Origin of the sequence: Pseudomonas sp. AN-1 (genome assembly GCF_034057115.1) — a bacterium.
In the GTDB taxonomy this organism is placed as follows: domain Bacteria; phylum Pseudomonadota; class Gammaproteobacteria; order Pseudomonadales; family Pseudomonadaceae; genus Geopseudomonas.
Genome location: NZ_CP139195.1, coordinates 1,453,256 through 1,473,543, shown reverse-complemented (window position 1 = coordinate 1,473,543; position 20,288 = coordinate 1,453,256). Strand labels below are relative to the sequence as shown.

Sequence of the window (20,288 nt, the reverse complement as noted above, 5' to 3'; positions counted from 1 at the left end):
CGTCCCCTTCGTCTAGTGGCCTAGGACACCGCCCTTTCACGGCGGTAACAGGGGTTCGAGTCCCCTAGGGGACGCCACTTTTGCGGGAATAGCTCAGTTGGTAGAGCACGACCTTGCCAAGGTCGGGGTCGCGAGTTCGAGTCTCGTTTCCCGCTCCAGTTTGCATCAGGCGCCACGCGCAAGCGGGGCGTAACTCCGGAGAGATCCGGAAGCCGTCAAGGCAATGCGGGAATAGCTCAGTTGGTAGAGCACGACCTTGCCAAGGTCGGGGTCGCGAGTTCGAGTCTCGTTTCCCGCTCCAGTTTGCACCAGGCGCCGCGCGCAAGCGCAGCGTAACCCCGGAGAGATCCGGGAGCCGTCAAGGCACTGCGGGAATAGCTCAGTTGGTAGAGCACGACCTTGCCAAGGTCGGGGTCGCGAGTTCGAGTCTCGTTTCCCGCTCCAGTTTGCACCAGGCGCCACGCGAAAGTGCGGCGTAACCCCGGAGAGATCCGGGAGCCGTCAAGGCACTGCGGGAATAGCTCAGTTGGTAGAGCACGACCTTGCCAAGGTCGGGGTCGCGAGTTCGAGTCTCGTTTCCCGCTCCAAATCGAAAAAGACGCCACCTTCGGGTGGCGTCTTTTTTTGTGCGCGTTTTTTGCCGGCGCAGGCCTCTCCCTTGTGGGGAGAGGCGGGCACGGCTTCAGTGGCGCGGGCTGTCGTCGGGCAACGCCAGCAGCTGCTTCTCGCGCTCCCAGTCGAACGGCTCGTCATTCTCCTCGGCGGCGAAGCGGCGCTCGTCGAGTTGCTGGTACAGCTCGATTTCCTCGTCGGGCATGTAGTGCAGGCAGTCGCCGCCGAAGAACCACAGCAGGTCGCGCGGCACCAGGTGGGCGATCTGCGGATAGCGGTGGAACACCTGGGCCATCAGTTCCTGGCCCAGGTAGATGGCGTCCTCGGTCTGGCGCGGCAGTTCGGCGAGCAGCTCGTCGAAGCGCTCGAGGAACAGCGCGTGATTGTCTTCCGGCACCTGCTCGGCCTCGCCCAGGGCGGCCAGGATGGTGCGCAGATGGGCGAGCAGGGCGAGGTGATGGTCGATATAGGAAGTGGCCATGGCAGAATCCGGCAGTGGAACGGCGGGCGAGTATAGCAGCTGGCCTTCGTGCGATTAGCGCCCGCAAATGCCCGCTCGCCGGTGCTCCGTGGTTGCATTTGCCTTCCCCAGCCCTTATCTAGTGCGCTCGAATTGTCGCGCGTGCCTCCTTTCAATGACTTCCGCACTGACCATCCGCCAGTTGACCAAGACCTACGGCAACGGCTTCCAGGCCCTCAAGGGCATCGACCTGGAGGTCGCCGAAGGCGACTTCTTCGCCCTGCTCGGTCCCAACGGGGCGGGCAAGTCGACCACCATCGGCATCCTCTCCACCCTGGTCAACAAGACCGGCGGCACGGTCGAGGTGTTCGGCCATGACCTCGACCGCGATCCCTCCGGGCTCAAGCGCTGCCTCGGCGTGGTGCCCCAGGAGTTCAACTTCAACCAGTTCGAGAAGGCCTTCGACATCCTCGTCGCCCAGGCCGGCTACTACGGCATCCCGGCGCGTCTCGCCGGCGAGCGCGCGGAGAAGTACCTCACCGAGCTGGGCCTGTGGGACAAGCGCAACGTGCCCTCGCGCATGCTCTCCGGCGGCATGAAGCGCCGCCTGATGATCGCCCGCGCGCTGATCCACCAGCCGCGCCTGCTGATCCTCGACGAGCCCACCGCCGGGGTCGACATCGAGCTGCGCCGCTCGATGTGGAGCTTCCTCACCGAGCTGAACCAGCAGGGCATCACCATCATCCTCACCACCCACTACCTCGAGGAAGCCGAACAGCTGTGCCGCAACATCGGCATCATCGACCACGGCCGCATCGTCGAGCACACCAGCATGCGCGAGCTCTTGATGAAGCTGCACGTGGAGACCTTCCTGCTCGACCTGCGCAGCCCGCAGCCGGCGGCGCCGCGCCTGGAGGGCTACCCGGTGAGCCTGGTCGACCCGCTGACCCTCGAGGTGCAGGTGGAGAAGAGCCAGGGGGTGAACGCGCTGTTCGCCCAGCTCGCCGCGCAGGGCATCGAGGTGCTCAGCCTGCGCAACAAGACCAACCGCCTGGAGGAGCTGTTCGTCTCCCTGGTGGCCAAGAATCTCGCCGGAGGCCAGTGAATGTCCGTTGAACTGCAAGCCAACTGGGTGGCGCTGCAAACCATCGTGCGCAAGGAAGTGCGCCGCTTCATGCGCATCTGGCCGCAGACCCTGCTGCCGCCGGCGATCACCATGGTTCTGTACTTCGTGATCTTCGGCAACCTGATCGGCCGGCAGATCGGCGACATGAACGGCTTCTCCTACATGGAGTACATCGTTCCCGGTCTGATCATGATGTCGGTGATCACCAACTCCTACGGCAACGTGGTGTCGAGTTTCTTCGGCACCAAGTTCCACCGCTCCGTCGAGGAGCTGATGGTCTCGCCGGCCTCGCCGCACGTGATCCTGGTCGGCTTCGTCATCGGCGGCGTGCTGCGCGGTCTGGCGGTGGCAGCCATCGTCACCGCGCTGTCGCTGTTCTTCACCCACCTGCAGATCCACCACGCGCTGGTGACCTTCGCGGTGATCCTGCTGGCGGCGACCATCTTCTCGCTGTGCGGGTTCATCAACGCGGTCTATGCGCGCAACTTCGACGACATCTCGATCATCCCGACCTTCGTGCTGACGCCGCTGACCTACCTGGGCGGGGTGTTCTACTCGATCCACATGCTGCCCGAGTTCTGGCAGACGGTATCGCTGGCCAACCCGATCCTGCACATGGTCAACGCCTTCCGCTACGGCATCCTCGGCGTCTCCGACATCCACATCGGTACCGCCATCATCCTGATGCTGCTGGCGGCGGCGATCCTCTACACGGTCAGCCTGCAGCTGCTCAAGCGTGGCGTGGGCATGCGCCAGTGACTCCGGCCGGATGGTCGCCGGGCGGGCTTGCCTTTGCCGCCCGCGGCCGTCAGGCTTCCACTTTTACGTTTGTCGAGTTTCGCAATGGCGCAAGACGTCCACCATTCCCCGCTGGGCAAGACCACCGAGTACGTGGCCGAGTACGCCCCCGAGCTGCTGTTCCCCATCCCGCGCGAGCCCAAGTGGCGCGAGCTGGGCATCGACCCGCAGGCGCTGCCGTTCCAGGGTGTCGACCTGTGGAACTGCTACGAGCTGTCCTGGCTGAACGACAGGGGCAAGCCGCTGGTGGCCATCGGCGAGTTCGCGATTCCCGCCCATTCGCCCTGCATCATCGAGTCCAAGTCGTTCAAGCTGTACCTCAACTCGCTGAACCAGACCCGCTTCGCCAGCCGCGAGGCGCTCGCCGAGGTGCTGGCGCGCGACCTGTCGGCGGCGGCCGGCGCATCGGTGGCGGTGCGCGTGCGCACGCTGGACGAGGTGGCGGAGGAGGGCGTGGCACGCCCCGCCGGCGAATGCCTCGACGAGCTGGACGTGGCCATCGACTGCTACGGCCCGCCGGATGCCGGACTGCTGGCCTGCGATCGTGCGCAGGTGGTCAGCGAGACGCTGTACAGCCACCTGCTCAAGTCCAACTGCCCGGTCACCGGCCAGCCTGATTGGGGCACGGTGGTGATCGACTATCGCGGTCCGGCACTGGATCGCGCCGCGCTGCTGGCCTACGTGGTGTCGCTGCGCATGCACGGCGATTTCCACGAGCAATGCGTCGAGCGCATCTACCTCGACCTCAAGGCACTGCTCGCGCCAGAGCATCTCTGCGTGCATGCCCGCTACGTACGCCGCGGCGGCCTGGACATCAACCCCTACCGCAGCACCCATCCGGTCAATCCTGACAACCGCCGGCTGGTGCGCCAGTAGCCGGACAGGCGAAAGCCGACCGGTACGAGTCGGCCTCGTCGTCCTGTCGCCGGCTCAGATGCCCATGTTGGCCAGGGTCTGCAGGATCGAGCGCAGGCTGCCGGCCAGGGTGGGATGGCTGGCCTCGAAGCGCTCCACCGCCAGGTTGACCCCGTCCACCAGGCTGGCGTCCGGCTCGCTGGCGATCTCGCGAGCCAGCTGCACTTCGATTTCGCTCATCAGCTCGATCAGTGCGGCCCTGTCCTCATCGTTCAGAGGCGGATCTTCGGCCAGATGGTCGCGCAGGTCTTGCAGTTGCTGCTGGAGTTGGCGTGCGGGCATGACGTGGTTCCTTTTGCGGTGGAGGGGTGGCGACACTGCGGCCGCCCCCGTGTTTTCAAGACTAACCCACCGCGCGAGCTCGTGGGTGATCGGCGTCAAGCGCCGCGGGTCGGCAGTGGCTGCAAGAAATCGCGGCAGGCGTATACTGCGCGGATAGTAAGTGGCCGGCCAAGAGGGCTGGTCGTGTGGAAGCACGAGGAGAAGGTACATGCGCGATCGTTGCGCTCGTTGGCTGAGTCGTTCGGCCGGTCTGCTGGCTGTGGCCGGCCTGGCGCTGCTGCCTGCCGTCACCCAGGCCAGCGAGGAAGATCCCTGGGAGGCTTTCAACCGCCCGGTCTTCGTGTTCAACGATACCCTCGACATCTGGGCGCTCAAGCCGCTGGCGCGGGGCTACCAGGCCGTGACGCCGCAGTTTCTCGAGGACGGTATCGGCAACGTGTTCGCCAACCTCGGCGAGGTCGGCAACTTCGCCAACAACAGCCTGCAGGGCAAGTTCCACGCTGCTGGTGTCGACACCGCGCGTTTCCTGATCAATACCACCGTCGGCGTGGGTGGCTTCTTCGACGTGGCCCGCCACGCCGGCCTGCTGCGCAACGACGAGGACTTCGGCCAGACCCTGGGTGCCTGGGGCGTTTCCTCCGGCCCCTATCTGGTGCTGCCGTTCTTCGGCCCGAGCTCGCCGCGCGATGCTTCCGGGCTGGCGGTGGACAGCCTGCACTCGTTCTATCGGGCCATCGACCATGTGCCGACGCGCAACACCACCCGTGCCGTCGACGTGGTGGATACCCGCGCCGAGCTGCTGTCGGCCGAGAAGGTCGTCACCGGCGACAAGTACGTGTTCATTCGCAACGCCTACCTGCAGAACCGCGAGTTCAAGGTCCAGGATGGCCAGGTCGAGGACGACTTCTGAACCTGGCTGCCTGACGGGAGCTGTCGCCGTGCGGCATCGGGCCGCTGCAAGCAGCCATGTCGGCAGCCGGCCCCCGGCTTGAACCCCGCAGCCGATGCGAGTAGTGTCGCGCCATAGATCGGCGGCCCCGGCCGCCGCTGTGATCAAACCGAGTTTCGAGCCGCCCGCGGCGCCGTTTGCCTGGATGATTCATGCACACAATCAGTGCCAAGCTGCTGGTCATTGATGACGACGACGAGGTTCGTGCCAGCCTGCACAGCTACCTCGAGGATGCCGGATTCTGTGTACTGCAGGCTGCCACTGGCAGTGCCGGTCTGCAGTTGCTCGAACTCGAGCGCCCCGATCTGGTGATATGCGACCTGGCCACGCCGCAGCTCGACGGGCTGGAAATGATCCGCCAGATCGCCGAGCGCGACTGCGAGGTGCCGGTCATCGTCATTTCCGCCGCCGGGGTGATGAGCGACGCTCTCGAGGCCCTGCGCCGCGGCGCGGCCGACTATCTGGTCAAGCCGCTGGACGATCTGGTCATGCTCGAGCATTCGGTGCGCCGCGCGCTCGACCGCGCGCGCCTGCGCCAGGAGAATCGCCGCTACCGCGAGCGTCTGGAGGCTACCAACCGCGAGCTGCAGGCCAGCCTGAGTCTTCTCCAGGAGGACCAGAACGCCGGGCGCCACGTGCAGATGAACATGCTGCCGGTGACGCCCTGGGAGGCCGGCGAATTCCACTTCGCCCACCAGATCATCCCGTCGCTCTACCTGTCCGGCGACTTCGTCGACTACTTTCGGGTCGATGAACGGCGGATCGGCTTCTATCTGGCCGACGTCTCCGGGCATGGCGCCTCCTCGGCCTTCGTCACCGTGCTGCTCAAGTTCATGACCACGCGCCTGCTCTACGAGTCGCGCCGTCACCGCAACCGTCCGCTGCCCGAGTTCCGTCCTTCCGACGTGCTCGGCCACATCAACCGCGGTTTGATCAACTGCAAGCTGGGCAAGCACGTGACCATGCTCGGCGGGGTGATCGACGAAAGCACCAACACCCTGACCTACAGCGTCGGTGGCCACCTGCCGCTGCCGGTGCTCTACTGCGATGGTCAGGCGCGCTACCTGGAAGGGCGAGGCCTGCCGGTCGGCCTGTTCGAGGAGGCCACCTTCGAGGATCGCGAGCTGCAGCTGCCCGAGCGCTTCAGCCTGACCCTGTTCTCCGATGGCATCCTCGATCTGCTGCCGGGCGACACGCTCAAGGCCAAGGAAGCCATCCTGCCGCTGATGGTCGGCCAGGCCGGCGGCAGTCTGGAAGGGCTGCGCCAGGTGTTCGGGCTGGCCAACCTCGGCGAGATGCCGGATGATATCGCCTTGCTGGTGCTGAGCAGGAAGTTTGCATGAGTACGGGTAAGATCCAGTTTGCCGAGCAGGATGGCACCTTCGTTCTCAAGTTTGTCGGTGAAGTGCGTCTGACCCTGTGCTCGGCGCTGGATGCGACCATCGAGAAGATTTTCGGGGCGCGCAATTTCTCGTCGATCGTCATCGATCTGACGGAAACCTCGAGCATCGACAGCACCACCCTCGGCCTGCTGGCCAAGCTGTCGATCCTCTCGCGGCAGAAGGTCGGCCTGCTGCCGGCGCTGGTGACCACCAATCCGGACATCACCCGCCTGCTCGAGTCCATGGGCTTCGACCAGGTGTTCAACATCCTCGGTACCCCGGTGCCCTGCCCGGACTGCCTGAGCGACCTGCCGGCGCAGGATGTTTCCGAGGAGCTGGTCAAGGCCAAGGTGCTCGAAGCACACCGCATCCTCATGGGGCTCAACGAGCACAACCGCGAGGCCTTCCGCGACCTGGTGACGGCGCTGGAGCGACACTGATCCGGCCGTGAATGAAAAAGCCGACCTGAACAGGTCGGCTTTTTTCGTTGCAGGGGGACTCAGGCCTTGCTGGCCAGCAGCGCCTCCAGCTTCTCCTGGTCGCGGGCGAACAGGCGGATGCCCTCGGCCAGCTTCTCGGTGGCCATGGCGTCCTCGTTCATCTTCCAGCGGAAGGCGCGCTCGTCGAGGCTCTCGCGGGCTTCGCCTGCGGCGCCCTCGGCGCAGAGATGGCGGGGCAGTTCGCCCTGGTCGTCGGCCAGCTGCTGCATCAGCTCGGGGCTGATGGTCAGGCGGTCGCAGCCGGCCAGCTGCTCGATCTGGCCGATGTTGCGGAAGCTGGCGCCCATCACCACGGTCGCGTAGCCATTGGCCTTGTAGTAGTTGTAGATGCGCGTCACCGAGCGCACGCCGGGATCCTCGGCGCCGACGAAATCGCGGCCCTCGGCCTTCTTGTACCAGTCGTAGATGCGGCCGACGAAGGGCGAGATGAGGAACACCCCGGCATCGGCGCAGGCCTGGGCCTGAGCGAAGGAGAACAGCAGGGTCAGGTTGGTCTGGATGCCCTCGCGCTCGAGCTGCTCGGCGGCGCGGATGCCTTCCCAGGTCGAGGCGACCTTGATCAGCACTCGTTCGCGGCCGATGCCGGCGGTCTCGTACAGGCCGATCAGGCGCCTGGCGCGCTCGATGGTGGCGGCGCTGTCGAAGGACAGCCGCGAATCCACCTCGGTGGATACCCGGCCGGGGATGATCTGCAGGATCTCGCTGCCCACCGCCACCGCAAAGCGGTCGCAGGCCAGGCCCAGGTCCTGCCCGGCGCCGGCGATGGCCGTCTTGAGCTGACCCTCGTAGCGGGGCAGGGCGGCGGCCTTGAGCAGCAGCGACGGGTTGGTGGTGGCGTCCACCGGCTGCAGGCGGGCGATGGCGTCGAAGTCGCCGGTATCGGCGACCACGGTGGTGTACTGCTTGAGTTGCTCCAGCTTGGATGACATCAGACGAAACCCTGTCGTTACAGATCATCCGACATTAACCGAGCTGAGCCCCTGTGCTCAACGCCATTTCGGTGACGCCGGGCAAGGCGCAGGCGTATTTTCGCCGGTGCGCAGTTGGTCAGTGGCTGCCGAGCAATTCGATGGCGTGGTCGAAGACCCCGAGCGGATCGTCGCTCTTGTGCACGTCCACCGACAGCACCTGGCGGAAACGCCGCGCCCCCGGGAAGCCCTGGGCCAGGCCGAGCACGTGGCGGGTGATGTGGTGCATGGCGCCGCCCGCGGCCATGTGCCGCTCGATGTAGGGGCGCAGCTGGCGCAGCACCTCGCCGCGGCTGGGCACCGGGCGTTCGATGCCGAACAGCTGCTGGTCGACGCGAGCCAGCAGGTAGGGGTTGTGGTAGGCCTCGCGGCCGAGCATCACGCCGTCGAAGGTCTGCAGATGGGTCTGGCACTCCTCCAGCGTCTTGATCCCGCCGTTGAGGACGAACTCCAGGTCGGGGAAGTCGCGCTTGAGCTGCGCCGCCACTTCGTAGCGCAGCGGCGGCACCTCGCGGTTCTCCTTGGGCGACAGGCCCTCGAGGATGGCGATGCGCGCATGCACGGTGAAGCTGCGGCAGCCGGCCTCGGCCACCTGGCCGACGAAATCGCACAGCTCGGCATAGCTGTCGCGGCCGTTGATGCCGATGCGGTGCTTGACCGTCACCGGGATGCTCACCGCATCCAGCATGGCCTTCACGCAGTCGGCGACCAGCGCCGGATGGCCCATCAGGCAGGCGCCGATCATGTTGTGCTGCACCCGGTCGCTCGGGCAGCCGACGTTGAGGTTCACCTCGTCGTAGCCCCATTCCTCGGCCAGCCTGGCACAGGCCGCCAGCTCGACCGGCACGCTGCCGCCGAGCTGCAGCGCCAGTGGATGCTCGCTCTGGTCGTAGCCGAGGAAGCGCTGGCGATCACCATGCAGCAGCGCGCCAGTGGTGACCATCTCGGTGTAGAGCAGAGTGTTCCGGGAGAGCAGGCGCAGGAAGTAGCGGCAGTGGCGGTCGGTCCAGTCCATCATCGGCGCAACGGAAAAGCGGCGGGACGGCTCGGGGCGCGTGGTTACTGGGTTAGAGCTTGATTTCATCGGGGTCTCAGTGGTGCGCGTTTCCGGGTTTTTTCGGGTGTTTCCGGGCATTTTTCAAATTTCAAAGATCGGTGGTAAAAATTACCACCTCGAAAATCAGATTTACCACCGACCTCAAGTGCTTACCACCATGGCCACCATCCGTACCCGGAAGAACAAGGACGGCTCTGTGATGTACACCGCGCAGTTTAGTGGTCCGTTGGCGGACGAGTGAGGACTTTTACTGCCCCTTCCCGTATGGGCGGGGCGGAAAAGAGGGGGCTGCTCAGCCAAGCAGGCCCCAAACCCCATGCGTGGCTTAAGGGCTGAAACTCAGCGGTTCGGCTGCGGGGTCAGGCGCAGATAGGGCTTGACCGCGCGGTAGCATTTCGGGAGCGCTGGCGGATCTCTTCCTCGTCCTTGAGCGAGGGCACGATCACCCCCTCGTCGCCGTCCTGCCAGTTGGCCGGGGTAGCAACCTTGTGGTTGTCGGTCAGCTGCAGCGAATCGATCACCCGCAGGACCTCGTGGAAGTCGCGCCTGGTGCTGGCCGGGTAGGTGATGATCAGGCGCACCTTCTTGCCCGGGTCGATGATGAACAGCGAGCGCACTGTTAGGGTGTCGCTGGCATTCGGGTGTATCAGGTCGTAGAGGTCGGACACTTTGCGGTCGGCGTCGGCGAGGATCGGGAAATTGACCTGGGTGTCCTGGGTCTCCTCGATGTCCTCGATCCACTTCAGATGCGAGTCCGCCGGGTCGACCGACAGGGCGATGGCCTTGACACCGCGCTGGGCGAATTCGTGCTTGAGCTTGGCTCAGTGCTCGCTCTGTTTATTCTCGAAATGACTATCTCAGTAACCAAATATTCTTTTATGGAATAAAAGGGATTTCCTATAGTCCAGCTTTCTTGTGTCCAGACTCCAGGGATTGCCCGATGAAGCGACTGCTTACTTCTTCCCTGCTGGCGGCCAGCGTGGCGCTGGCCTCCGGCGCCGCCCAGGCCGCCAGCCTGCTCAACGTCTCCTACGACGTGATGCGCGACTTCTACAAGGAGTACAACGTCGCCTTCCAGAAGCACTGGCAGGCTGCGGGCAACCCGCCGCTGCAGATCCAGATGTCCCATGGCGGCTCCAGCAAGCAGGCGCGCGCGGTGATCGACGGCCTGCCTGCCGACGTGATCACCATGAACATGGCCACCGACATCAACGCCCTGCACGACCACGGCCAGCTGCTGCCGCAGGACTGGGCCGCACGTTTGCCGGACCACAGCGCACCCTTCACCTCGGCCACCGTGTTCATCGTCCGCAAGGGCAACCCCAAGGGCCTGCAGGACTGGCCGGACCTGCTCAAGGACGGCGTCGAGGTAGTGGTGCCCAACCCGAAGACCTCGGGCAACGGCCGCTACACCTATCTGTCGGCCTGGGGCTATGTGCTCAAGAAGGGCGGCGACGAGGCCGCGGCGCGCGATTTCGTCGGCAAGCTGTTCAAGCAGGCGCCGGTGCTGGATACCGGCGGCCGCGCGGCGACCACCACCTTCATGCAGAACCAGATTGGCGACGTGCTGGTGACCTTCGAGAACGAGGCGGAGATGATCGCCCGCGAGTTCGGTCGCGGCGAGTTCGAGGTGGTCTACCCGAGCGTGTCGGTGCAGGCCGAGCCGCCGGTGGCGGTGGTCGACAAGGTGGTCGACAGGAAGGGCACCCGCGCCGAGGCCGAGGCCTACCTGAAGTACCTGTGGTCGGACGAAGGCCAGCGCATCGCCGCCGCCAACTACCTGCGCCCGCGCAACCCGGCGATCCTCAAGGAGTTCGCCGACCGTTTCCCGCAGGTCGAGCTGCTCGATGCGGTGCAGACCTTCGGCGAGTGGCCGCAGATCCAGAAGATCCACTTCAACGATGGTGGCGTGTTCGACCAGGCCTACGGCGCGCAGTAAGGCAGCAGCAAGGCAAGCAGCCCGGCGGGGTCACCCGGCCGGGCTTTTTGTTGTCTGCATGGCCGGGTGGAGCCCTGCTTCCCGGGCACGATAAAAAGCCCTGCGGCAGCGCTCGCAGGGCTTTCGGTGTGCGACGGGGCGGCAGTTGCCTGCCGCCCGCAAGCGCATTACAGCAGCGGCAGGGTGTAGCTGACGATCAGGCGATTCTCGTCGAGGTCGGTGCTGTCGTTGCCGCGCAGCGAGGCGTTGCGCCAGGTGAAGCCCAGGCCCTTGAGTGCGCCGTCCTGCAGGACGTAGTCGAGGCGCAGGTCGCGTTCCCACTCCTTGTTGTCACCGCTGGCCGCGTCGATGTTGTCGCCGCTCAGGTACAACGCGCTGGCCTTGAGGCCCGGGACGCCGAGCTTGGCGAAGTCGTAGGCGTAACCGGCCAGCCAGGTGCGCTCGCCGGCGCTGGCGAACTTGTTGATCTGCACGTCGGTGATCAGGTAGCTGGAGGAGCCGTCGCCCTGGTTGAGGAACGGGAAGTCGCTGTTGCCGTCGACCTGCTGGTAGCCCGCGCTCAGCGCATGTCCGCCCAGGGTGTAGGTGAACAGGGCGCTCCAGGTCTGGTTGTCGACCTCACCGCGGTTGGCGTCGCCGGCCTTCCAGAAACCGTTGCTGCTATAGCCATCCAGGCGCCCGGCGGTGCTGGCGTTCTTGCCGTCGGAGCTGCTGTCGAAGTAGCGCAGGTCGGTCTTCAGCGCACCGACCGGTAGTGCCCAATTGTGCACCAGGCCGAGGAAGTGCTGATCGTAGAAGTTCTCGAGATTGCCGAAGTAGTACTGCGCGGTCAGATCCTTGGTCAGCTTGTAGTCGCCGCCGGCGTAGTAGAACTTGTTCGAGTCGGCGTCGTTGGTGGCGCCGGCAATGCGCAGGCCGGTGCTGTCGGTGGAGCTGCGGCCTTTCGCATGCTCCAGCTGGCCGGCGGTCAGGGTCAGACCGTCGATCTCGCCGGAGGTGATCTGGCCGCCCTCGAACAGTTGCGGCAGCAGGCGACCGTCGTTGAAGTTCACCACCGGCAGCTTGGGCTGCAGGGTGCCGAGGCGCAGTTCGGTGTTGGACACCTTGGCCTTGGCGGTCAGGCCGGCCTTGCTGTACTCGTCCACCGCGCTGCCGTCACTCTCAAGGGGGAACAGCTGCCCCGGACGGCGATCGCGCCCGGCCTTGTTATCACGGCCACCGGAGTCCAGCTTGACGCCGAGCAGGCCCACGGCGTCGACGCCGAAGCCCACGGTGCCTTCGGTGTAGCCGGAGGCATAGTTGAAGATGAAGCCCTGGCCCCACTCGCTGGCCTCGCTGTTGTTGTTGGCGGTGTTCTTGTCGTTGCGGTCGTAATAGAAGTTGCGCAGGGTCAGGCTGGCCTTGCTGTCTTCGACAAAGGCGGCCTGGGCGGTGCTGGTCAGAGCCAGGGTGCCGGCGATGACCGCGAGGGCCAGGGGGGACTTGTTCATTGCGTGATTCTCCGTGAGTACATGGCTGCACAGCGGCGGGTTTTGGCGTGCTTCCCGTCGGGGGGGCGCACGGCAAGATGACCGCTATATGTCAGGCGGAGAGGGTATGACAGGATTTATAAATCAAAAAAGAATAATTAATTATTTTTAAATTCTATCCTGGAATATGACATGCAGCATGTCACTCGTGTTGCAAGCACCGGAAAGAGCCGATCCAGACACTCAGGCAGGCCGGCAGCGCATTTGTCGCACACTGCCTGCTTTCGGTCAGAACCGCGGCAGGCAGGTCGCCCTGCCAGGCGAAGTCGAGCGGCTTGTTGTCCAGCGCCTCGTTGAATGCCGGGCCGGCGCCCTTGAAGTAGGCCCACTCGACCTTGATGCCATCGGCTTCCAGCTCCTTCTAAACAAGCCGGGAGGCGCCCAGCTGCAGCGCTTCGCCTCTGCTGTTGCAGGAGCCGCTGCGCAGGCAAGCGGCGAGGCGGGCAGGGCCTCGGAGAGGGATCGCACAGCGCTGCGGACGATCTGTGGAAAAGGCCACAGTGGTGATTCAGGCGAGGCTGGACAGGCTGAGCACCAGCCCCGAGGCCAGCAGCAGCCACAGCACCAGATAGCGGAACTGCTGGTCGTTGACCCGACCGTACAGGCGCAGGCCCAGCCTAGTGCCCAGCAAGGTCGCGGGCAGGCAGAGCAGGCTCAGTTCCCAGACACGCGGCGTCAGCAGGCCCTGGCTGGCGTAGATACCCAGGGCGATGCTCAGCACGATCAGGTTGTAGGGCTGATAGATCCCGCGCTGGCGGTCGGCGCTCCAGCCGCGCAGGCCGCACCAGATGCTCATCAGCACGCCCGACAGGCCGGCGATGCCGCCCAGCACGCCGCCGCTGGTGCCGACCAGGCCGTCGGCCAGCCGGCCGCCCCAGTGGCTCACGGTTGGCAACTGGCGCAGGGTGAGCATCAGGCCGGTATAGCCGACCAGGAAGAGGCCGAGGGCGGACTTGAGCGTCTGCGCATCGATGATCTTCAGCGCCAGCACACCGGCGGGCACGCCCAGCAGGCCGCCGAGCAGGAACGGCCAGGCCAGCGTCCAGCTGACGGCACGGCGCACCCTGCACAGCGATTGCAGCTGGCCGACCACCGAGCAGATCACCACCAGCGCGGCGGCAATGGCGGGGTCCACGACATACAGCCAGAACCCCAGGGCGGTCAGGGCGGTGCCGAAGCCGGCCAGGCCGGTGACGACGCCGCCGCTCAAGGCGCCGGCCACGATGATCGCTTCGGTAAGCATGTTGTTGTGGTCTCCGTGAACGCAGTAGGCCGGCCGTTGCCGCCGGCTGCGCAGGTAATCGCCGCGAGGGGCGGAGGAATGACAAACGCTCCGGGACCTCCGGGCGATGGCCCGGGCGGTTCTCCAGAGCGTGGTTGTGAAGGGGGCGCAGGTATGCTCACCTGCGCTGGGGGCGGGGAATCAGCGACTGACCACGCGGTTGTCGGCGTCGTACAGCGGCCACAGCGCCTGCAGGCCGAGCCGTTCGATGGCGCGCTCGACGTACTTGGGCTCGACCCACTGCTCGACGTCGACGTCGTTGCGGATCAGGCCGAGTTCCTTGGATTCCTTGACCGTGGTGCGGTAACGGTCGATGAAGAACTGGTCGATGCGTGGCGAGTAGCGGCGAGCGAACGACTGGCCCTCCTGCTCGGCGCGCAGCGAGGACTCGGCGGTGCCGGAGTTGGCCCACAGCTTGTAGACCGCGTCCTGGTTGCCATCCTGGGTGGCCCAGGCGGCGGTCTTGACCAGCGCGTCGGCCACCTTCTGCACCAGCTCCGGGTGCTGGCGCTCGAACTCGCCGCGCACCAGTACGTGGGCTTGGCGGGTCAGCTTGGCGTCGGCGGCGCGGGAGTCGTAGATGATCCGGCCGACCCCGGAGGCCTGCAGGTCGAAGGCCGTCTGGTGGAACCAGGCGCCGTCGATGTCCTTGGAGGCCAGCGCGGCGGACATGGTGGCGAAGTCCATGTTGACGTGGCGGAAGTCACGCTCGCGGAAACCCTCGTGCTGCAGGGCGCGGAGGATCGCCAGGTGCAGGTTGGTGCCCTTGAACAGCGCCACCTTCTTGCCCTTGAGATCGGCCAGGGTCTTGACCGGCGAGTCGGCGGGGACCACCAGATAGGTGGAGCTGAGCAGGCTGTCGGTGGCGATCAGCCGGGTATCCAGGCCGCCGGCCTTGCCGACCACCGCCGGCAGGTCGCCCTGGGTGGCGAAGTCCAGCTGCTGGTTGGCCAGCGCCTCGTTGACCGCCGGGCCGGCGCCCTTGAAGTAGTGCCATTCGACCTTGATGTCGTGGCCTTCGAGTTCCTTCTGGATGGCCTTGCGCTGGTCGGCCAGGCCGGCGATACCGCCGTTGGAGTAGGGCACGCCGCCCTTGCCGACCTGGGCTACGCCGAAGCGGATGACCGTGGGTTCTTCAGCGGCCAGCAGGGCCGTGCTCGGCAACAGGCTGCCGCTCAGCAGGCCGAACAACGTGGCGGCCAACAGTTTCTTCTTCATCGCAATTTCCTTTTCAGAGGCACACAGGGCTGGAGCAGGCGGGCTGCCCGTTAAATACGGAAAAGCAATTGATGTGCCTTTTTTGAAAATAAAAATGCATATGTATATGCGCGGCAGCCGTCGCCAGCCAAGGTGTGGTCTGACGGGCGGAGCAGCCGCTGGCGTATGTGTGAAACGCCGAGTCCGGACGCGGAAGGTGCTGCGGGATACGCCACAGTCCTGCAGCGCTTTGCCGAAAAAACGACAGTTGCACCGGATGGGCTGGCGCGCTTGGGCGGGGAGAGTGGCGGGCGGCAAGGCTTGGTGGACGTTGGCATGGCGGCTGCAAAGGGCTGAGTCAACCACGAGGCGGCAGGCAAGCCGCCCGATCTGCCAAGAGGAATCCCCATGAGTCAGCGCCAACTAGCCCTGAACGCCTTCATCCTGCCCACCGGCCACCACATCGCCGCCTGGCGGCGCGCCGACGTGCCCGAGCACGCCAACCACGACTTCGCCGAGTACGTGCGGGTGGCCAAGGCCGCCGAGGCGGCCAAGTTCGACGCGGTGTTCGTCTCCGATTCGGTGGCGGCGGCCTCGGGCAACGGCGGCAGCAGCCTGGAGGAGCTGGCGCTGACCGCCCGCGGCACCCGCCTGGAGCCGTTCACCCTGCTTTCGGCGCTTGCCGCAGTGACCGAGCGCATCGGCCTGATCGGCACGGTGAGCACCACCTACAACGAGCCCTACCACCTGGCGCGCAAGTTCGCCTCGCTGGACTGGATTTCCGGTGGGCGCGCCGGCTGGAACCTGGTGACTTCCTCGGCGCCCGCCGAGGCGCTCAACTTCAACCAGGAGGCGCTGCCCGAGCACGGCGAGCGCTACCGGCGCGCCGAGGAGTTCCTCTCCGTGGCACAGGGGCTGTGGGACAGCTGGGAGGACGATGCCTTCGTCCACGACAAGGCCAGCGGCCAGTTCTTCGACCCGGCCAAGCTGCACGTGCTCAACCACCAGGGCCCGTACTACAAGGTCAAGGGCCCGCTGAACGTGGCGCGCTCGCCGCAGGGCTATCCGGTGCTGGTGCAGGCCGGCTCCTCCGAGCCGGGCAGGGAGATCGCCGCGCGCAGCGCCGAGGCGATCTTCACCGCCCACCAGACCCTGGAGAGCGCCCAGGCCTTCTACGCCGACGTGAAGGGACGCCTGGCCAAGTACGGCCGCAGCCCGGATGAGCTGAAGATCCTGCCGGGCATCTTCCCGGTGGTCGGCCGCACCGAGGAGGAGGCGCAGGCCAAGTACCGCGAGCTGCAGGAGCTGATCGACCCGCGGGTCGGCGTCAACCTGCTCAGCGCGCTGATCGGCGCCGACCTGTCCGGCCACGACATCGACGGCCCGCTGCCGCCCCTGGCGGTCACCAACCAGAACCAGAGCCGCCAGGCGCTGGTGCAGGAGCTGGCCCAGCGCGAGAAGCTGAGCATCCGCGAGCTGTACCTGCGCATCGCCGGCGCCCGCGGCCACTGGACGGTGGTGGGCAGCGCCGAGCAGATCGCCGACCAGATCCAGCTGTGGTTCGAGAACGGCGCCGCCGACGGCTTCAACGTGCTGGCGCCCTGGCTGCCGGGCGGGCTGGACGAGTTCATCGAGCTGGTGGTGCCGGAGCTGCGCCGCCGCGGTCTGTTCCGCGAGGAATACAGCGGCAGCACCCTGCGCGAGCACTTCGGCCTGGCCCGGCCGGACAACCAGTACGTGGTGCAGCGCCAGCAGCGCGCCGCGGGCTGAGGCGCTTTCCCATCCTCCGGGCGGCCGCACCAGCGGCTGCCCCAGCACAGGAGCCGCCCATGCCAGCCAGCCAACTGCGTCACCCCGAAGTCCCTTCCGCGGCAGGGCTGTCGGTCACCCCGCTGTCCATCCACATCGGCGCACGCATCGACGGCGTCGACCTCAAGCGCCCGCTGTCCGCCGCGCAGCGCGAGGCGATCCACGCCGCGCTGCTGCGCTGGAAGGTGCTGTTCTTCCACGACCAGCACCTCGACCACGCCCAGCAGGTGGCCCTCGGCCGCCAGTTCGGCGAGCTGACCATCGGCCATCCGGTATTCGGCTACGTCGAGGGCCATCCCGAGGTCTATTCGGTCGGCCGCGACCGTTTCACCAGCCGTTTCAGTGAGGAACGACTGGTGCGGCCATGGAGCGGCTGGCACACCGACGTCACCGCGGCGGTCAACCCGCCGGCGGCGGCGATCCTGCGCGGGGTGGACATCCCGCCTTACGGCGGCGACACCCAGTGGACCAACCTGGTGGCCGCCTACCAGGGGCTGTCGCCGACCCTGCGCGCCTTCGTCGACACCCTGCGCGGCGAGCACCGCTTCACCCCGCCGGAAGGGAGCGTGGCGCGCCAGGGCTTCATCGACCCGCTGGCGGCGACCCCGCTGGTCAGCGAGCACCCGCTGGTGCGCGTGCATCCGCTGACCGGCGAAAAGGCGCTGTTCGTCAGCCCGGCCTTCCTCAAGCGCATCGTCGGCCTGAGCCTGCGCGAGAGCGAGCAACTGCTGGCTCTGCTGTTCGAGCACGCCATCCGTCCCGAGTACACGGTGCGCTTCAAGTGGCAGGCGGGCGACGTGGCGTTCTGGGACAACCGCGCCACCGCCCACCTGCCGCCAGAGGACATCTATGCCAGCGACTTCGCCCGCCAGCTGTACCGCGTCACCCTGGTCGGCGAGGTGCCGGTCGGCCCGGACGGACGTGAGTCGACCGCCATCGAGGGCCGGCCGGTGCTGGCGCATACGCGGGAGTAGAGGAAATCAAGAACCCCGCCGGCAACGACGGGGGCTCGCTCAGCCGGCGTTGCTGTAGCGCGCGCCGGTCGGCGGCGGCAGCAGATCGTAACGTTTCATCAGGGTGCGCAGCGCATGGCGGCTGATGCCCAGGCGGTCGGCGCTGTGCACCTGGTTGAAGTGGTGGCGGGCGAGGGTGGTCTCCACCAGCAGCTCCTCCCAGCGCGCCAGCAGCTCCGGGTGCTCGTGGTCGAGCAGCTCCTGCAGCTGCTGGCGGATGCCCTGCCAGAGCGGGTCGGTCGGCGCGCCCGCATTGTTAGGCGGCGCACCAGCGGTCGTGGTCGGAGCCGGGGCAGGCGCAGCCCGGCGGCTGAATTGCAGGTGGCGTCCCTCGATCAGCGGCCCGCCGGCCAGCAGGGCGGCGGACAGCAGGGTGTTCTCCAGCTCGCGGATGTTGCCGGGCCAGCTGTGCGCCAGCAGGCGCTGCACGGCGTCGGCGTTCAGCTCGGGCAGCGGGCGGGCGTGTTCGCGGGCGAACTGGCCGAGGAAGTGCCGGGCCAGCGGCAGGATGTCGCCGGGGCGGTCGCGCAGCGGCGGGATGCGCAGGGTGACAATATTCAGCCGGTAGTAGAGATCTTCGCGGAAGCGCCCGGCGGTGATCGCCGACTGCAGGTCGACGTGGGTGGCGGTGACGATGCGCACGTCGATGGGAATCGGCTTGCGTCCGCCGACGCGCACCACCTCGCGCTCCTGCAGCACGCGCAGCAGCTTGACCTGCAGCGCCAGCGGCAGGTCGCCGATCTCGTCGAGGAACAGGGTGCCGCCCTGGGCGGCCTCGAACCAGCCCTCGCGGCGGCCGTTGGCGCCGGTGAAGGCGCCGGCCTCGTGGCCGAAGAATTCGCTCTCGGCCAGGCTTTCGTTGATCGCCGCGCCGTTCACCGCCACGAACGGCCCCTTGCGGCCGCTGCGCTTGTGCAGGTGACGGGCCAGCAGTTCCTTGCCGGTGCCGGTTTCGCCGTGGATCAGCACGGGCACGGGGCTGGCGGCGACCAGCTCGGCCTGTTCCAGCAGTTGCTGGGAGCGGATGTCGGCGAACAGCAGCGCCTTGGCCCGGATTTCCTCGCGGCTGTTCTCATGGGGAGCCAGAGTCAGGACGGGTGCGTTCATGGCGGCCTCGCTTGCTACGGGTTCTCGATCCGGCAGGACTGTAGCGGCACATGCTTATATTTAAAAATAATCGAATTTACTTTAGATATTCTTTTTTTGTTTTTATCCGGGCGATCAGGGCGGCTGCTGGAAAATCGGCAGAACGCGGATTTCTCTGCGCAAAATCCAACATCTATACGTCATCGCTGGGCAAAACACGCGAAATTGCGGGATTTGATGGGTTGGCACGCTTGCTGCAATCGCTCTGGCAGCGCCGCAACGGGCGGCGACTGGATTGCCAACGAGATCGGCGGCATCACCGCCAGGGATAACCGACATGAGCCTGAACATCCAACCCATCACCGGCCGCATCGGCGCCACCGTCAGCGGCGTGCGCGTGACCGACCTCAGCGACGCGCAGTTCGCCGAGCTGAATCAGGCGCTGCTCAAGCACAAAGCGCTGTTCTTCCCCGAGCAGCACCTCAGTGATGCCGAGCAGGAAGCCTTCGCCAGCCGTTTCGGCGACCTGGTGGTTCACCCGACCACGCCGTCCGAGGCCAACACTGCCGGCATCCTCGAGGTCGACTCCGAGCGTTCGCGCGCCAACTCCTGGCATACCGACATCAGCTTCGTGGTCGACTACCCGAAGATCACCTTCCTGCGCGGCGAGGTGATTCCCGAGTTCGGCGGCGACACCGTGTTTGCCAACACCGCCAGCGCCTACCAGGACCTGCCCGAACCGCTCCAGCAGCTGGCCGACCGCCTTTGGGTGCGCCACACCAATGACTACGACTACGCCGCGCCCAAGCAGATCGAGGCGGTGGTCAACAAGCGCTTCCGCGAGCAGTTCACCTCCACCGTCTACGAGAGCGAGCACCCGCTGGTGCGCGTGCATCCGGAAACCGGCGAGAAGGCGCTGCTGCTCGGCCACTTCGCCGACCGCATCGTCGGCCTCAACTCGCGCGACTCGCGCGCGCTGCTCGACCTGTTCCAGGCGCACATCGTCAAGCTGGAGAACATCGTGCGCTGGCGCTGGAGCCAGGGCGACCTGGCGGTGTGGGACAACCGCGCCACCCAGCACATCGCCGTCGACGACTATGGCAGCGCCCGCCGCATCGTGCGCCGCAGCACCGTGCACGGCGAGATCCCGGTCTCGGTGAGCGGCGAAACCAGCCGCGCCATCAAACCCAGCGCCGACACCCGCACGCCGCTGACCGAGGCCGACAAGCTGGCGCTAAAGCAGGCCAGCTGAGTTCGCCGCCCCCCTGAAATGAGACAGGCGCAGGGAAGCGCCGAGGCAGGAAGCCCAGCGTGCCGGCGGGCATCAGGAAGATCCCCGCCGCACATCCATTCCCGGATACCCCGCAGCCTGTGCGGGCGTCCC

General features: G+C 66.3%; 18 protein-coding genes, 5 tRNA genes and 2 pseudogenes. 15 read left to right on the top strand and 10 right to left on the bottom strand.

Features of this window, described 5'->3' with window-relative positions:
• Position 1: 1 nt before the first annotated feature.
• From SK095_RS06720 to SK095_RS06700, 5 genes are all read left to right on the top strand, one after another.
• Positions 2–77 (top strand) — tRNA-Glu (locus tag SK095_RS06720).
• Positions 78–82: 5 nt separating this feature from the next.
• Positions 83–158: transfer RNA gene (locus SK095_RS06715), tRNA-Gly, on the top strand.
• A 67-nt stretch (positions 159–225) separates the two neighbouring features.
• Positions 226–301, top strand: a tRNA-Gly gene (locus SK095_RS06710).
• A gap of 67 nt (positions 302–368) precedes the next feature.
• Positions 369–444 (top strand) — tRNA-Gly (locus SK095_RS06705).
• Positions 445–511: 67 nt separating this feature from the next.
• Positions 512–587, top strand: a tRNA-Gly gene (locus tag SK095_RS06700).
• Between the two features lie 95 nt (positions 588–682).
• Here the strand turns inward: SK095_RS06700 and SK095_RS06695 are convergent.
• Entirely contained in the window at positions 683–1,093 is a 411-nt protein-coding gene (locus SK095_RS06695; protein WP_136490052.1) for a PA2817 family protein, read from the bottom strand.
• Between the two features lie 154 nt (positions 1,094–1,247).
• Here SK095_RS06695 and SK095_RS06690 point away from each other — a divergent pair, with 154 nt between their 5' ends.
• The 3 genes from SK095_RS06690 (at position 1,248) to queF (ending at position 3,872) form a co-directional block, all read left to right on the top strand.
• Entirely contained in the window at positions 1,248–2,177 is a 930-nt protein-coding gene (locus SK095_RS06690; RefSeq protein WP_136490053.1) for an ABC transporter ATP-binding protein, read from the top strand.
• Positions 2,178–2,957, top strand: coding sequence for an ABC transporter permease (locus SK095_RS06685; RefSeq protein WP_136490054.1), 780 nt, complete (start codon positions 2,178–2,180; stop codon positions 2,955–2,957). It abuts the gene before it with no gap.
• Between the two features lie 84 nt (positions 2,958–3,041).
• Positions 3,042–3,872 (top strand): NADPH-dependent 7-cyano-7-deazaguanine reductase QueF, encoded by an 831-nt coding sequence (queF, locus tag SK095_RS06680; protein ID WP_320548350.1) that lies wholly within the window; start codon positions 3,042–3,044, stop codon positions 3,870–3,872.
• A 54-nt stretch (positions 3,873–3,926) separates the two neighbouring features.
• Here queF and SK095_RS06675 read toward each other — a convergent pair whose 3' ends face one another.
• The gene (locus tag SK095_RS06675; RefSeq protein WP_320548349.1) at positions 3,927–4,193 is read right to left on the bottom strand and encodes a DUF4404 family protein; all 267 of its coding nucleotides are present in this window, start codon (positions 4,191–4,193) and stop codon (positions 3,927–3,929) included.
• Between the two features lie 208 nt (positions 4,194–4,401).
• Here SK095_RS06675 and SK095_RS06670 point away from each other — a divergent pair, with 208 nt between their 5' ends.
• From SK095_RS06670 to rssC, 3 genes are all read left to right on the top strand, one after another.
• Complete coding sequence (locus SK095_RS06670) at positions 4,402–5,103, top strand: VacJ family lipoprotein (RefSeq protein WP_136490057.1); 702 nt, start codon at positions 4,402–4,404, stop codon at positions 5,101–5,103.
• A gap of 191 nt (positions 5,104–5,294) precedes the next feature.
• Positions 5,295–6,485 carry a two-component system response regulator RssB gene (gene rssB, locus SK095_RS06665; RefSeq protein ID WP_136490058.1) on the top strand — a complete coding sequence of 397 codons (1,191 nt, stop codon included), beginning with the start codon at positions 5,295–5,297 and terminating at the stop codon, positions 6,483–6,485.
• Positions 6,482–6,964: an anti-sigma factor antagonist RssC gene (gene rssC / locus SK095_RS06660; protein ID WP_136490059.1), complete on the top strand. Its 483-nt coding sequence runs from the start codon at positions 6,482–6,484 to the stop codon at positions 6,962–6,964. Before rssB ends, rssC begins: the two co-directional genes overlap by 4 nt.
• Positions 6,965–7,023: 59 nt before the next feature.
• On the opposite strand, the gene tal is transcribed toward rssC, so the two are convergent.
• The 3 genes and pseudogenes from tal to SK095_RS06645 all read right to left on the bottom strand — a co-directional run.
• Positions 7,024–7,953 carry a transaldolase gene (gene tal, locus SK095_RS06655; RefSeq protein WP_320548348.1) on the bottom strand — a complete coding sequence of 310 codons (930 nt, stop codon included), beginning with the start codon at positions 7,951–7,953 and terminating at the stop codon, positions 7,024–7,026.
• 118 nt (positions 7,954–8,071) lie between these two features.
• A complete protein-coding gene (gene dusA / locus SK095_RS06650; protein WP_320548347.1) occupies positions 8,072–9,076 on the bottom strand; it encodes a tRNA dihydrouridine(20/20a) synthase DusA in 1,005 nt (334 codons plus the stop codon).
• A 312-nt stretch (positions 9,077–9,388) separates the two neighbouring features.
• A pseudogene (locus SK095_RS06645) lies at positions 9,389–9,870 on the bottom strand (redoxin domain-containing protein); the annotation flags it as partial.
• 119 nt (positions 9,871–9,989) lie between these two features.
• On the opposite strand from SK095_RS06645, the gene SK095_RS06640 reads away from it, so the two are divergent.
• The gene (locus tag SK095_RS06640) at positions 9,990–10,988 is read left to right on the top strand and encodes a sulfate ABC transporter substrate-binding protein (protein WP_320548346.1); all 999 of its coding nucleotides are present in this window, start codon (positions 9,990–9,992) and stop codon (positions 10,986–10,988) included.
• A gap of 167 nt (positions 10,989–11,155) precedes the next feature.
• On the opposite strand, the gene SK095_RS06635 is transcribed toward SK095_RS06640, so the two are convergent.
• The 4 genes and pseudogenes from SK095_RS06635 to SK095_RS06620 form a co-directional block, all read right to left on the bottom strand.
• Positions 11,156–12,478, bottom strand: coding sequence for an OprD family porin (locus SK095_RS06635; RefSeq protein WP_320548345.1), 1,323 nt, complete (start codon positions 12,476–12,478; stop codon positions 11,156–11,158).
• 271 nt (positions 12,479–12,749) lie between these two features.
• Positions 12,750–12,857, bottom strand: a pseudogene (locus SK095_RS06630) (nitrate ABC transporter); the annotation flags it as partial.
• 168 nt (positions 12,858–13,025) lie between these two features.
• Positions 13,026–13,760: a sulfite exporter TauE/SafE family protein gene (locus tag SK095_RS06625; RefSeq protein WP_320548344.1), complete on the bottom strand. Its 735-nt coding sequence runs from the start codon at positions 13,758–13,760 to the stop codon at positions 13,026–13,028.
• 180 nt (positions 13,761–13,940) lie between these two features.
• Complete coding sequence (locus SK095_RS06620) at positions 13,941–15,017, bottom strand: ABC transporter substrate-binding protein (RefSeq protein WP_320548343.1); 1,077 nt, start codon at positions 15,015–15,017, stop codon at positions 13,941–13,943.
• Positions 15,018–15,404: 387 nt separating this feature from the next.
• Here SK095_RS06620 and SK095_RS06615 point away from each other — a divergent pair, with 387 nt between their 5' ends.
• Both SK095_RS06615 and SK095_RS06610 read left to right on the top strand, forming a co-directional pair.
• Positions 15,405–16,766: an LLM class flavin-dependent oxidoreductase gene (locus SK095_RS06615; protein WP_320548342.1), complete on the top strand. Its 1,362-nt coding sequence runs from the start codon at positions 15,405–15,407 to the stop codon at positions 16,764–16,766.
• 59 nt (positions 16,767–16,825) lie between these two features.
• Positions 16,826–17,779: a TauD/TfdA dioxygenase family protein gene (locus SK095_RS06610; protein WP_320548341.1), complete on the top strand. Its 954-nt coding sequence runs from the start codon at positions 16,826–16,828 to the stop codon at positions 17,777–17,779.
• A gap of 39 nt (positions 17,780–17,818) precedes the next feature.
• Here SK095_RS06610 and SK095_RS06605 read toward each other — a convergent pair whose 3' ends face one another.
• On the bottom strand, positions 17,819–18,925 hold the full coding sequence (locus SK095_RS06605) for a sigma-54 dependent transcriptional regulator (protein WP_320548340.1): 1,107 nt from the start codon (positions 18,923–18,925) through the stop codon (positions 17,819–17,821).
• Positions 18,926–19,241: 316 nt separating this feature from the next.
• Between SK095_RS06605 and SK095_RS06600 the strand changes: the two genes are divergently transcribed.
• Complete coding sequence (locus SK095_RS06600; protein ID WP_320548339.1) at positions 19,242–20,156, top strand: TauD/TfdA family dioxygenase; 915 nt, start codon at positions 19,242–19,244, stop codon at positions 20,154–20,156.
• Positions 20,157–20,288: the final 132 nt, after the last annotated feature.